This window comes from Glacieibacterium frigidum, assembly GCF_007097155.1.
GTDB lineage: Bacteria > Pseudomonadota > Alphaproteobacteria > Sphingomonadales > Sphingomonadaceae > Glacieibacterium > Glacieibacterium frigidum.
The window spans coordinates 853,039-865,850 of record NZ_VJWA01000002.1; the positions used below are offsets into that span (position 1 = coordinate 853,039).

A 12,812-nucleotide genomic window follows, 5' to 3' on the forward strand; every position below is an offset into this window, starting at 1 on the left:
GACCTCCGAAATGACAGACCTGATCAAACCCGTGCGTGCCCTGTTGTCGGTCAGCGACAAGGCGGGCCTCGTCGAACTCGGCGAAGCGCTGGCGCGGTACGGGGTCGAGCTGGTGTCGACGGGCGGCACCGCGGCGGCGCTGCGCGCGGCGGGCCTCACGGTATCCGACGTGGCGGAGGTCACCGGTTTCCCCGAGATGATGGACGGACGCGTCAAGACGCTGCACCCGATGGTGCACGGCGGCCTGCTCGGCGTGCGTGACGAGCCGGCGCATGCCGAGGCGATGGCGACGCACGGCATCGGCGCGATCGACGTGCTGGTTGTCGACCTCTACCCCTTCGAGGCAACCGTCGCAAAGGGAGCCCCGCGCGAGGACGTCATCGAGAATATCGACATCGGCGGCCCGGCGATGATCCGCTCGGCGGCGAAGAACCACGCCTGGGTGGCGTGCGTGACGACGCAGGATGACCGCGCCGCGCTGATCGCCGCGCTCGACGACAATGGCGGCACGACGCTCGACCAGCGCAAGGCGTTCGCAGCGCACGCCTTCGCGACGACCGCACGCTACGACGCGATGATCGCCAGCTGGTTCGGGTTCGCCGATCAGCAGCAGCGCTTCCCCGACACGCTACCGCTGATCCTGACCGCGCCCCAGGTGCTGCGCTATGGTGAGAACCCGCACCAGCAGGCGGCCTTCTACACTCCTGCCGGGCCGCACGGCATGGGGGTCGGCCAGGCGACGCAGGTGCAGGGCAAGGAGCTGAGCTACAACAACCTCAATGACGCCGACGGCGCGCTCGAGCTGATCGCCGAGTTCCGCGACGGTCCGCCGGCGTGCGCGATCATCAAGCACGCCAATCCGTGCGGCGTCGCGGTCGGCGCCACCCCGGCGGCGGCCTGGGCGGCGGCGCTGGCGTGCGACCCGGTCTCGGCCTTCGGCGGCATCGTCGCGCTCAACACGCCGCTCGACGCCGAGACGGCCGAGGCGATCACCGCGATCTTCACCGAGGTCGTCATCGCCCCCGACGCCGACGAGGCGGCGCGCGAGATTTTCGCGCGAAAAAAGAACCTCCGCCTGCTGCTGACCGGCACGCTTCCCGATCCGCGGCGCGGCGGCCTCGCGGTGCGCCAGATCGGCGGAGGCTGGCTGGTCCAGTCGCGCGACAACGGCGCGGTCATGACCGGCGGGATCAAGATCGTGACCAAGCGGGAGCCGACCCCGGCCGAGCTCAACGACCTGTTCTTCGCCTGGACGGTCGCGCGCCACGTCAAGTCGAACGCCATCGTCTATGCCAAGGATCGCAGCACCGCCGGCATCGGCGCCGGCCAGATGAGCCGCCTCGATTCGACGCGCGTCGCGGCGTGGAAGGCGAAGGACGCCGCCGAAGCCGCCGGCTGGCCGCAGCCCCGCACCATCGGCTCGGTGGTCGCGTCCGACGCCTTCTTCCCCTTCGCCGACGGGCTGATCGCCGCGGCCGAAGCGGGCGCGACGGCGATCATCCAGCCGGGCGGGTCGATGCGCGACGCCGAGGTCATCGCGGCTGCCGACGAGCGCGGGTTGGCGATGGTGTTCACCGGGATGCGTCACTTCAGGCACTGACCCGCCGCAAGTTAGGCTCTGCATGACGTCCTCGTCGCGGTCGGCGGGCGGGAACGAGTTTGGCGCGCGAAAGCGCGAAGGCACGAAGGCACGAAGGCGCGAAGAAGAAGGCAGGAAGGGTGCCGGTGTGTGTGCCGACCGGCTGGCGTCCGAAGCGGCTGCCCCCAGCAAAGCCACTTCTTCTTCCTTTTCTAACTTCTTCGCGCCTTCGTGCCTTCGCGTTTTCGCGCGCCAAAATTCTTTCCCGGTCCAAGAGCGAGGCGAGGTGTTCGCTGTAGGCCGAGCCTGTCACCGCGACGCAACATCGCGGCGAAACGCGCGCCACCCCTCTTGCCTGTACGCCCCTATAATGATTCATTGGCGGTCGCGGGTGATCGGGGGATTAAGCGTGGTTCAGGTCGATGTTTACCGGCTCGACAAAAGGCTCGAGCGCAGCTTCGAGACCGACGGGGGGCGGCTGTACGACACGATGTGCGGCATCGCCGGGCGGCGGGTCGACAGCCTGGTCAATTTCGTCCTCGGCGACGTGTCGGTGATGCGCGTCGACCTGGGGCGGCACGGATTCGCGGTCCTCGAACGCCTGTCGTGAGCGTCGCCGAGTTCCGTGCGCTGCACGACGGCCCCGCGCCGCTGATCCTGGTCAACGCCTGGGATGCAGGCAGCGCAAAGCTGATGGCGAGCCTGGGAGCGAAGGCGATTGCCACCACCAGCGCAGCGGTGGCTTGGGCCCACGGCTGGCCCGACGGCGATACGATGCCCTGGGAGCTATTGCTGACCTCGCTGCGCGCCATCGTCGGCGCGGTCGATGTGCCGGTGTCGGCCGATGTCGAGGGCGGCTTTTCGGACGACCCCGCCGCCGTCGCCGACCTCGTTGCGGCGGTCGTCGATACGGGTGCGGTGGGGATCAATATCGAGGATGGCAGTTCGCCGCCCGACCTGCTGTGCGCCAAGATCGCATCTATCCGCAGCCGCTGCGGCGACGCGCTGTTCGTCAACGCCCGCACCGACGTCTACCTGCGCGGCCTCGCCGCCCCCGACGCAAGGCTGACGGAAACCCAGCGGCGCGCCAAGCTTTACACCGCCGCGGGAGCGGACGGGCTGTTCGTCCCCGGCGTCACCGACGAATACGACATCGCCACGCTGGCTGCCGGCACCGCACTGCCGCTCAACGTCCTCGCCCGCCCCGGCCTCCCCGGCGCCCTTGCGCTCAGCGCGCTCGGCGTCCGCCGCCTCAGCGCCGGTTCGGGCGTCGCCGAAGCCGCCTGGGCGGCGGTGCGCGCCAAAGCAACCGCCTTCCTGAGCGACGGCGATTCGGACGCATTGTGCGAAGGCGGCGGCAACTACAGCACGATCAATGCGTTGATGACTGCCCGCGCGTAACGCGTCCTTCACCATGACGTGGCAAGACTCGGGATACGGCGGGGGTCGGGAGACCACGTCATGCGTCGCATCCTCGCCACCTTCGCCGCCGCAACCTTCCTGACCGCGCCCGCGCTCGCCGCGCTCGGCACCACCCAGGTCGCCAGCGGCCTGTCGGCACCCATCTACCTGACCGGCCGCGGCAACGCGCTGATCGTCGCCGAACAGGGCGGGCGGATCGTCTCGATCGACCGCACCAGCGGCGTGCAGTCGACCTTCTTCACCGTCCCCGACATCGAGACCGGCGGCGAAAAGGGGCTGCTCGGCCTCGCCTTCGATCCGTCCTACGCGACCAACGGGCGCTTCTACGTCGACGTCACGACGCGCGTGTCAGGGCAGCTGGTCAGCGAAGTCCGCCGCTACACCAACCCCGCTATCGCCAACGAAGCGCCCAGCGTCGTCATCCGCGTCGCCAAGCCGTTCGACAATCACAACGGCGGCTGGATCGACTTCGGCGCCGACGGAAATCTGTACGTCGCGCTCGGCGATGGCGGGGCCGCCAATGATCCGTTCAACAACGCGCAGAACCTTGCCTCCAGCCTTGGCAAGATCCTGCGCCTCGACGTGTCGGGCGACGCCTTTCCCGCCGACGACGCGCGGAATTACGCGATCCCTGCCGACAATCCGTTCGGCACCGAGGTCTTCGTCTACGGTCTGCGCAATCCGTATCGCAGCAGCTTCGACCGCTCGACGGGCGACCTGTGGATCGGCGACGTCGGCCAGAGCCAGCGCGAGGAGGTCAACTTCGTCGCGGCGGGCACCAGCGGCCAGAACTTCGGCTGGCGGCCACTCGAAGGCACGATCCCGACCCCTGGTGTCGGCGACCCGATCCCGGCGAACGCGGTCGCGCCGCTGTTCGAATATGACCACTCGATCGGCCAGTCGATCACCGGCGGCTATGTCTTCGGCGGCAGCGGCGTGGCCGATCTGGAAGGCAGCTATGTCTTCGGCGATTTTGTCAGCGGCCGGCTGTTCGGCATCGATACCGACGGCGGCGACTTCACCGACCTGACCTTCGCGCTGGGCGGCACGTCGATCAACGTCTCGTCGTTCGGCGAGGATGCCGACCGCAACCTGTACGTGCTCGATTACGGCGGGCGCATCTTCCGCTTCATCGACCCGTCGGCGGCGGTGGTCCCCGAGCCTGCGAGCTGGGCGCTGATGATCACCGGCTTCGGGCTGGTCGGCGCATCGCTGCGCCGCGTCAGACGGGCTTCGACCGTTTGAACAGCAGCCGGTCGGGGCCCTTGAAGCCGACCGTCCAGACGATCGCGCCGAAGACGCCGAGGATCGCGACGATGCCGAGTGAGAGCTGGAGATACTCGAGCCGCGCCGGCAGCTGCTGAACCCCCAGCCCCACGAGGAAGGCGGGGACGCCGGCGATCAGCAGTGACCAGCGCCAGCCGGTGACCTTTGCCTTCAGCTCGCGCGCCAGTAATTGCGTCTTGACGATCGACAGGAAGAGGGCGGCGACCGCGAGGCCCGCCGCCGCCCCGACCCCGCCGAAGCTTTCGACGAGGAGCAGCGTGACGGCGACCTGCACGACGAGACCCGCCATCGACCACAGCAAATTGGCGTTGCGGCGGATGTAGATCAGCGCGCTCTCGGTTACTGCCGCCTGTGCTGCGAAGAGCTCCACGATGAGCAGCAGCGCGAGCACCGACGCGCCGCTGGCGAACGCCGGGCCGAACAGGCCCATTCCCGCCGCGCCCGTCATGCCGAGCGCCAGCACGACGCCCAATTGCACGCTACCGATCCAGAAGCCGATCTGGCGGACGTGACCCGCCACCGCCGCGAGGTCGCCACGCGCGAGATTGGTCGTCAGGACGGGCGCGAGGATGGGATCGAAGCTGGTCTTCAATTTCTGCGGCAGCGAGGCGATCTGCTGCGCGACGTAGTAGATGCCGATCACCTCGGCGCTGGCGAAGCGCCCGAGGATGAAGACGTCGAGGCGGCGCGACCCCCAGTCGGCGACATCGGCCCCGGCCAGCGGCGCGTTGGCGCGCGCTATCCGCCACAGCCGCCCCGGGTGCGGCGACCAGCCTGTCGGCCAGCCGTAGCTGCGCACCAGCGGCACCAGCGACGCGGCAAGGGCGGCAACCAACGACACCGCATAGGCGACGATCAGCCCGTCCTCCCCCAGCGCGGTGAAGGCGAGGGCGAAGGCGACGATCGAGAGCGTCCACGGCTCGACCACCGACCGCGCGCGCACCGTCGCGCCGACGTCGAGGCGGAAGGCGAGCGCCGCCAGCCCGACGTCGGACCCGACGATCGCCAGCGCGATCAGCGGGAAGAAGCGGTCGAAGCCGCTGATCGGACCGTTGGGAAAGACGATGACCGGGAACAGCATGAGCAGCGCCGCGCCGGCCAGCGCGAGGCCCCACGCCAGCACCAGCGCGTCGAAGACGACGTGCGTCTCGGGCCGGTCGCCCTTCGCCAGTTCGGCGGCGAGGCCGCGCTTCAGCCCGAGCGTTGCGAACTGCGCCATCAGCTCGACGACGAGCGTCGCATAGGCGAAGCGGCCGAGTGCATCGGCGCCATAGGCGTCCATGCGGCCCGCAATGAACAGGAAGGGCAGGCGCGCGAGCAGGCGCAGCAGGAAGCCGAAGAAGCTGGTCCGCCCGCCCTTCGCCAGCGCCGCGGTCTCCTCGTGCCCCGCGCCAGACGCCACAGGTTTGCCGCCGTCCGGCGGCGGGGTAGATTCAGGCAGGGACATGGACCTGCCGGAAGCGCCCCTGCAGGTAGAGCAGCGGTTCGGTCCCGGGCACGGTGCGGAGCGCGCGGATGCGGCCGACGAGGATCGCATGGTCCCCACCGTCGAGCTCGGCATGCAGGTCGCACGCGAAGTTCGCCATCGCGCCGCTGAGTACCGGCAGGCCGTGCCAGTCGTCCCACACGCCGCTCGCGAAGCGGTCGACGCCGCGCCGCGTGAACGCCTCGGCGACGTCCTGCTGATCGAGCGTCAGCACATTGACCGCGAAGCGCCCTGCACTGCGCAGCGCGGGCAGCGCCGACGCGCCGCGCGCCGGGCAGACGAGCAGCAGCGGCGGATCGAGCGACACGCTGGTGAAGCTGTTGGCGGTCAGACCGCACCGGACGCCGTCGCCATCGATGCCGCTGACGATGGTCACGCCCGTGGCGAACGCCCCGAATGCGTCGCGCAGCAGCCGCGGATCGAGGTCGGTTTCCATCTTGGGGCCGTCTTGACGCAGCCATGGGGCGCGGTCAACGCTGGCGGCGGGGAGACCGGAATGTTCACACGCTTTGCTTTTGCCGCAGTCGCATTCGCCTTGTTTGCTGGCGCCCCGGCGCATGCCGACCCTGCCACCGACGCGCGTTTCAAGGCGATCTACACGCGCGAATGGGCGTGGCGGCTGCAGCAGGCCGAGGCCGACGAGGACGACAATGGCAGCAAGGTCCGCCCCCGCCTGCCCAGCCTGACCCCCGCGTCACAGGCCGCGCGGCTTGCCTATTGGGAGAAGGTGCGCGCCGAACTCGACGCGCTGCCGCCCGCGCAACTGTCGCCAGCCACCCAGGTCGACTACGGCATCTACCGCGCCCAGATCGACCAGTCGATCGACGAGCAGCGCTTCCGCGACTGGGAAAAGCCGCTCAATTCGGACACCAGCTTCTGGAGCAATCTGGCGGGGCTGGGCGAAGCGCGCGGCTTTCGCGACGAGCGTGCCTATCGCAACTACATCAGCCAGCTGCGCGACGTGCCGCGCTATTATCGCGAGCAGCAGGCGAACATGGCCGCGGGCCTGGCGCGCGGCTTCACGTCGCCCGCGGTGACCATGCAGGGCCGCGAGTCGGGCGTCGCGGTCGTCGCCGAGGCGAAGGATCCGACCGCCACCAGCTTCTACGGCCCGTTCAGGGAAATGCCGGGCTCGATCCCCGCCGCCGTGCAGGCCGAGCTGCGAACGGCGGGCGCGGCGGCGATCCGCGAGGCGGTGATCCCCGCGCACCAAGGTCTGCTGACCTTCCTGCGCGGCACGTATTTCCCGGGCCTGCGCAAGCCCCTCGACGCCTACTCGCTGCCCGACGGCAAGGCGTATTACGCGTCGAAGATCCGCGAGTTCACGACCACCGATCTGACCGCCGACCAGATCCACGCGATTGGCGTGCGCGAGGTCGCGAAGATCCGCGCGCAGATGCTGGGCGTGATGGCCGAGACGGGGTTCAAGGGCGACCTGCCCGCCTTCCTGAAATTCCTGCGCACCGACCCGCAATTTTATCCCAAGACGCCCGAGGCGCTGCTCGAGCGCGCGGCGTGGATTTCGAAGCGCTTCGACGGCAAGGCGGCGCGCTGGTTCGGGCGCATCCCGCGGTCGCGCTTCGGCATCATCCCGGTGCCGCCCGAGATCGCGCCGTTCTACACTGCCGGGCGCGGCGGGTCGGCGTACCTGCTCAACACCTACGACCTGCCGTCGCGCCCGTTCTTCCAGCTGACGGCGCTGACGCTCCACGAGAGCGACCCCGGGCATCATTTCCAAGGTGCGCTGGCGGCCGAGCAGACCGGGCTGCCGGCGTTTCGCGCCAAGTCGTACATCTCGGCGTTCGGCGAAGGCTGGGCGCTGTATTGCGAGACGCTCGGCGTCGAGATGGGGATGTACGAGACGCCGTACGACCGGTTCGGGATGCTGAGCTATCAGATGTGGCGCGCCGCGCGGCTGGTCGTCGACACCGGCATCCACGCGCAGGGCTGGAGCCGCAACCAGGCGCTCGACTTCATGCGCGACAACACCGCGCTGTCGGAACGCGAGATCACCACCGAGATCGACCGCTACATCGGCTGGCCGGGCCAGGCGCTGAGCTATTACCTCGGCCAGCTGGCGATCATCGAGGCGCGGGCCAAGGCCGAGAAGGCGCTGGGGCCGAAGTTCGACATCCGCGCCTTCCACGACACCGTGCTGGCGCTCGGCTCGGTCCCCCTGCCGGTGATGACGGCACGCATCGACCGCTTCATCGCCGAGGGCGGCAAGGGGCCGTATCCGCTCAAGTAAGCTGGCGCGGCGCGCACCCGCTGCTATAGCCGCGCAGATGCGGATGACCGGCTGACGTGACACGGACGAGGAAGATCCTGGCCTGGGGTGCGGGCGGCGTGCTGCTGCTGGCGCTGCTCGTCGCGGGGCTCGTCTGGACGACGGTCAAGGACCTGCCCGACGTCGCGACGCTGGCGAAGTACACGCCGCCGCTGCCTTCCACGGTGCGCGCCGCCGACGGCACGGTGCTGACCAGCTTCACCCGCGAGCGGCGCATCTACCTGAATTATAACGAGATCCCTCCGCGCCTTGTGCAGGCCTATCTGTCGGCGGAGGACAAGACCTTCTTCGAGCATCACGGGCTCGATTATGCCGGCATCGCGGGGGCGGTGTGGACCAATCTGAAATCGCTCGGCACCGACAAGCGCCCGGTCGGCGCGTCGACGATCACCCAGCAGGTGGCGAAGAACCTGCTCCTCAACAACGAGGTGTCGCTGGGCCGCAAGCTCAAGGAAGCGGTGCTGGCGTGGCGGCTGGAAGAGGCGTTCAGCAAGGCGCAGATCCTCGAACTGTACCTCAACCAGATCTTCCTCGGCCGGAACTCGTATGGCGTCGAGGCTGCGGCGCAGGCCTATTTCGGCAAGTCGGTGGCAAACCTCGACCTCGCGCAGATGGCGTATCTGGCGATCCTGCCCAAGGCGCCGTCGACCTATTCGCCGACCACGGCGCGCGGCCGCGAGCGCGCGCTGGCGCGGCGCAATTACGTGCTGCGGCAGATGGTAGCGAACGGGTATGTGCGCGCCGGCGAGGCCGCGGCGGCAGAGGCCGATCCGCTGGTCGCGATCCCCAACGTCATCCCGCGCGCGCTCAAGGTGGGCGATTATTTCCTCGAGGACGTGCGCCGCTCGCTGATCGCCAAGTTCGGCGAGGCGCAGGAGGACGGGCCGAACAGCGTCTATGGCGGCGGACTGTGGGTGCGCACCTCGATCGACCCGACGATCCAGGCGGCGGCCGAGAAGGCGCTGCGCGACGGCTTGGTTCGCTACGAGGCGGCGCGGCCGTGGCGCGGACCGGCGGCGAAGATCGAGGTCGGCGACGGCTGGCAGGCGCGGCTTCGGGGCGCTCGGATTGCGACGGGCTACCCCGAGTGGCAGGCCGCCGTCGTGCTCTCCAAGACCGGCGACACATCGCGGCTGGGTTTCGGCGACGGCAGCGAGGGGACGATGCCCGAATGGGCGGCGCGCCGCCTGCTGCGCGGCACCAACGTGCCCGCCGCGCGCGCGCTGAAGGTCGGCGACGTCATCCCCGTCGCGAAAGTTTCGGGCGGCTATGCATTGCGCCAGGTGCCCGAGATTTCGGGCGGCATGGTCGTGCAGGACCCGAAGTCGGGCCGCATCCTGGCGATGGTCGGCGGCTTCGACGCGCGCGCCCAGGCGTTCAACCGCGCGACTCAGGCGCTGCGCCAGCCGGGCAGCGCCTTCAAGCCGATCGTCTATGCGACCGCGCTCGACAACGGCTTCACGCCGTCCTCGATCATCGTCGACGCGCCGTACTGCGTATTCCAGACGCGGCGGCTGGGGCGCAAATGCTTCCGCAACTTCACCGGCGGCTATGCGGGCGCGCAGACGATGCGCTGGGGCCTCGAGCAGTCGCGCAACCTGATGACCGTGCGGCTCGGCTTCGGCGCGGGCATGGATAAGGTCGTCAAGACTGCCGAGGACCTGGGCATCGGCAAATATCCCGCCGTGCTGGCGATCTCGCTCGGCGCGGGCGAGACGACGGTGCTCAAACTCACCAACGCCTATGCGCAGCTGTGGAACGGCGGGCGCAAGCTGACCCCCAGCCTGATCGACTGGGTGCAGGACAGGAACGGCAAGACGCTCTACCGCGCCGACACGCGCAGCTGCGAAGGCTGCGAGGCCGCCGACTGGACGGGGGGCGAGATGCCGCGCCCCGGTGGTGCCGGCAAGCAGGTCGTCGACGCGCGCACCGCCTACCAGATCGTCCACCTGATGGAGGGCGTCGTCCAGCGCGGCACCGCGATGGGCCTGTCGTCGATGAACCGTCCGCTCGCCGGCAAGACCGGCACCACGAGCGGCCCCAACGACGTCTGGTTCATCGGCGGCACTCCCGAGCTGGTCGCCGGGCTCTACCTCGGCTACGACCGCCCGCGCTCGATGGGGGGTTACGCGCAGGGCGGCACCATCGCCGTGCCGATCTGGCGGGCGTTCGGCGAAAAGGTGCTGAAGGACGCGCCCAAGCTGCCGTTCGCCGTCGCCCCCGGCATCCGCATGGTGACCATCGACCGCCGGAGCGGCAAGCGCGTCTACGGCGCCAACCCAAGCGAGGAGCGCCGCGCCGATGTGATCTGGGAGGCGTTCAAGCCAGCCAGCGAACCGCGCCGCACCGGCACGATCAAGCGCAACGAGATGCTGCCCGGCCAGTCGGGCCGCATCGTGCGGTCGGATTCCGAATTCCTTCGCAACTCGGGCGGTATATACTGAGTCTGTCTCGGGAGACGCAGATGTTCAGGACACTTGCCGCGACCCTGTTGCTCGCCGCCGCGACGCCGGCGTACGCTGCCTGGACGACGACCTCCGACGCGGTGCGCGAGGCGGCGAAGCAGCCCGACATTGCCGGGGTTCTCGATGCGATGACGCGCATCGACACCGCGACGATGACCGGCGACCGCGCCGCCTTTCTCGGCGCGCTAGCGCCCGAGATCCTGATCAACAGCCCGCAGAACGGCGTCAACGATCTGGCGAGCGTCACCCAGCGCTTTGCGGGCGGCACGATCGCCTATGACAGCTTCGACCGGATCGTCGACCGCATCGCGCCGCGTGGCCCCGGGGAGGTCGTCGTGATGGGCACCGAGATCCTGCGCCCCAAGGGCCAGGCGATGCATGCCGGCAAGACAGTCTATCGCCGCTTCACCGACATCTGGCGCAAGGACGGCGCCACGTGGAAGCTCAGCCTGCGCCAAGCGACGGTGTTCAAGGTCGAGTAGGGTTGCGCGACCGGGCCGCAAGCGCCTAGACCGCCGCGCTCACACACGGGACCACAGACCATGCGCGCCGAGGGCCAGGCCCATATCGATTCCATCAAGCAGGCATTGGACCTGCTGAGGAGGTTCCTTTGACTGGGATCGTGCACTCCGCCGTCTCGACGAGCTGAACGCGCGGGTCGAGGACCCGAGCCTCTGGAACGACCCCAAGGCGGCGCAGGCCGTCATGCAGGAACGCCGCCGCCTCGACGAGGCGATCGGCGCGACGCGCGCCATCGAGCGTGAACTCGAGGAAACCGCCGAGCTGATCGAAATGGCGGAGGCCGAAGGCGACACCGCCATGATCGACGACGGCATCGCGGCGCTCAGCGCGCTCGCGGCGAAGGCCGAGACCGACAAGGTCCAGGCGCTGCTCGCCGGCGAGGCCGACGCCAACGACACGTTCATCGAAGTCAATTCGGGCGCCGGCGGCACCGAATCGCAGGACTGGGCGTCGATGCTCAGCCGCATGTACCAGCGCTGGGCCGAGCGCCACGGCTACAAGGTCGAGCTGATCGACTTCCACGCAGGCGAGCAGGCGGGGATCAAGTCGGCGACCCTGCTAGTCAAGGGCGCCAACGCCTATGGCTGGGCGAAGACCGAGAGCGGCGTTCACCGCCTCGTTCGCATCAGCCCCTACGACAGCGCGGCGCGACGGCACACGTCGTTCGCGTCAGTCTGGGTCTATCCGCAGATCGACGACGACATCGACATCGTCGTCGAGGACAAGGACCTGAAGATCGACACCTACCGTGCGTCGGGCTCGGGCGGGCAGCACGTGAACACCACCGACTCGGCGGTGCGCTTCACCCACTTGCCCACCGGCATCGTCGTCGCGTGCCAGAACGAGCGATCGCAGCACAAGAATCGCGCGACCGCGATGAAGATGCTGAAGGCGCGCCTGTACGAGCGCGAGCTGGCGATCCGCGAGGCCGCGGCGGCCGACGTCGAGGCCGGCAAGACCGACATCGGCTGGGGCCACCAGATCCGCAGCTACGTCCTCCAGCCCTACCAGCTGGTCAAGGACCTGCGCACCGGCGTGACCAGCACCGCGCCGTCGGACGTCCTCGACGGCGCACTCGACCCCTTCATGGCGGCGGCGCTGTCGCAGCGCGTGACGGGCGAGAGTGTCGAAGTGGAGGACGCGGACTGAGCGGTTCGGTGCCGGCTCAGCCGACCACCTGCTGTACCGCAAACGCGACCAGCGTGATCGCGAGCCCCGCGATGAACACGCGGTAGCCCCACGCCAGATACTTGTACTTCTTGTGCTTCAGCACGCATCCCAGCTGGTGGATGTCGCGCAGCATCGCCTTGTGAAGGGTGGCGTTGTCGGCGAGGATCGGCGCCATGCTCTTCAGGAATCCTGCCTCGTCGTGATTGGCGAAGCTGCCGAAGAACAGCATGTTGGGAGCGCTCGCCCGCTTCGGCGTGCCGATCGACGGGATCACCGCGAGCACGCACAGCGATGCCGCGACGAACGAGGTGGTCGCCAGGATCAGCAGCGGGACCGACATGCCGATCGTCGCGCCCTCGCGCACGATCAGCGCGAACAGCACCAGTGTCGCACCGATCAGGATGTTCGCCTTGGTATCGGCCATCGCCGACAGGGCGACGTGATGCTGCTGCATCGTGCGCAGCAGGTAGATCGCGTCGCTTGCGCTGCCGCCTTCGTCGTCCACGCCTTGTCCCCTTCGAAGGATAAAGCCTAGCCGAGCCAACCGCCTGCGCAAGCCCACGCCCGCGTAAAAATGTTTCGGGCGCGTCTGGC

The 12,812-nt window shown here is 68.9% G+C and carries 10 protein-coding genes and 2 pseudogenes; 9 read left to right on the forward strand and 3 right to left on the reverse strand.

Features of this window, described 5'->3' with window-relative positions:
• Positions 1-10: 10 nt before the first annotated feature.
• The 5 genes and pseudogenes from purH to FMM06_RS17430 form a co-directional block, all read left to right on the forward strand.
• Positions 11-1,600 carry a bifunctional phosphoribosylaminoimidazolecarboxamide formyltransferase/IMP cyclohydrolase gene (gene purH / locus FMM06_RS13565; protein WP_144237916.1) on the forward strand — a complete coding sequence of 530 codons (1,590 nt, stop codon included), beginning with the start codon at positions 11-13 and terminating at the stop codon, positions 1,598-1,600.
• Between the two features lie 388 nt (positions 1,601-1,988).
• On the forward strand, positions 1,989-2,189 hold the full coding sequence (locus tag FMM06_RS13570) for a hypothetical protein (protein ID WP_144237917.1): 201 nt from the start codon (positions 1,989-1,991) through the stop codon (positions 2,187-2,189).
• Positions 2,186-2,980, forward strand: coding sequence for an isocitrate lyase/PEP mutase family protein (locus FMM06_RS13575; RefSeq protein WP_144237918.1), 795 nt, complete (start codon positions 2,186-2,188; stop codon positions 2,978-2,980). Before FMM06_RS13570 ends, FMM06_RS13575 begins: the two co-directional genes overlap by 4 nt.
• A 60-nt stretch (positions 2,981-3,040) precedes the next feature.
• Positions 3,041-4,096 (forward strand): annotated as a pseudogene (locus FMM06_RS17265) (PQQ-dependent sugar dehydrogenase); the annotation flags it as partial.
• A 45-nt stretch (positions 4,097-4,141) separates the two neighbouring features.
• Positions 4,142-4,246: pseudogene (locus FMM06_RS17430) on the forward strand (PEPxxWA-CTERM sorting domain-containing protein); the annotation flags it as partial.
• Here the strand turns inward: FMM06_RS17430 and FMM06_RS13585 are convergent.
• Positions 4,224-5,735, reverse strand: a complete 1,512-nt coding sequence (locus FMM06_RS13585) for a lipopolysaccharide biosynthesis protein (RefSeq protein ID WP_144237920.1) — start codon at positions 5,733-5,735, stop codon at positions 4,224-4,226. The pseudogene FMM06_RS17430 and the gene FMM06_RS13585 sit on opposite strands and share 23 nt — an antisense overlap.
• Complete coding sequence (locus FMM06_RS13590) at positions 5,722-6,210, reverse strand: flavin reductase family protein (RefSeq protein ID WP_144237921.1); 489 nt, start codon at positions 6,208-6,210, stop codon at positions 5,722-5,724. The genes FMM06_RS13585 and FMM06_RS13590 overlap by 14 nt, the downstream gene beginning before the upstream one ends.
• Positions 6,211-6,270: 60 nt before the next feature.
• On the opposite strand from FMM06_RS13590, the gene FMM06_RS13595 reads away from it, so the two are divergent.
• From FMM06_RS13595 to prfB, 4 genes are all read left to right on the forward strand, one after another.
• Positions 6,271-8,022, forward strand: coding sequence for a DUF885 domain-containing protein (locus FMM06_RS13595; RefSeq protein WP_144237922.1), 1,752 nt, complete (start codon positions 6,271-6,273; stop codon positions 8,020-8,022).
• A 56-nt stretch (positions 8,023-8,078) separates the two neighbouring features.
• Entirely contained in the window at positions 8,079-10,505 is a 2,427-nt protein-coding gene (locus FMM06_RS13600) for a penicillin-binding protein 1A (protein WP_235889314.1), read from the forward strand.
• Between the two features lie 20 nt (positions 10,506-10,525).
• Positions 10,526-11,008: a nuclear transport factor 2 family protein gene (locus FMM06_RS13605; RefSeq protein WP_144237923.1), complete on the forward strand. Its 483-nt coding sequence runs from the start codon at positions 10,526-10,528 to the stop codon at positions 11,006-11,008.
• A 60-nt stretch (positions 11,009-11,068) separates the two neighbouring features.
• Positions 11,069-12,197, forward strand: a protein-coding gene (gene prfB / locus FMM06_RS13610) for a peptide chain release factor 2 (protein ID WP_144237924.1) whose coding sequence is annotated in 2 segments (ribosomal slippage) — positions 11,069-11,131 and positions 11,133-12,197 — 1,128 coding nt in all. Because the reading frame shifts where the segments join, the coding sequence is not laid out codon by codon here.
• Positions 12,198-12,213: 16 nt separating this feature from the next.
• Here the strand turns inward: prfB and FMM06_RS13615 are convergent.
• Positions 12,214-12,723: a Pycsar system effector family protein gene (locus tag FMM06_RS13615; protein WP_144237925.1), complete on the reverse strand. Its 510-nt coding sequence runs from the start codon at positions 12,721-12,723 to the stop codon at positions 12,214-12,216.
• Positions 12,724-12,812: the final 89 nt, after the last annotated feature.

Bases quoted from the DNA above. Each gene is read 5' to 3' on its own strand.
- FMM06_RS13590 (WP_144237921.1), bottom strand. From the start codon at position 6,210: ATGGAAACCGACCTCGATCCGCGGCTGCTGCGCGACGCATTCGGGGCG.
- purH (WP_144237916.1), top strand. From the start codon at position 11: ATGACAGACCTGATCAAACCCGTGCGTGCCCTGTTGTCGGTCAGCGAC.
- FMM06_RS13595 (WP_144237922.1), top strand. From the start codon at position 6,271: ATGTTCACACGCTTTGCTTTTGCCGCAGTCGCATTCGCCTTGTTTGCT.
- FMM06_RS13585 (WP_144237920.1), bottom strand. From the start codon at position 5,735: ATGTCCCTGCCTGAATCTACCCCGCCGCCGGACGGCGGCAAACCTGTG.
- FMM06_RS13605 (WP_144237923.1), top strand. From the start codon at position 10,526: ATGTTCAGGACACTTGCCGCGACCCTGTTGCTCGCCGCCGCGACGCCG.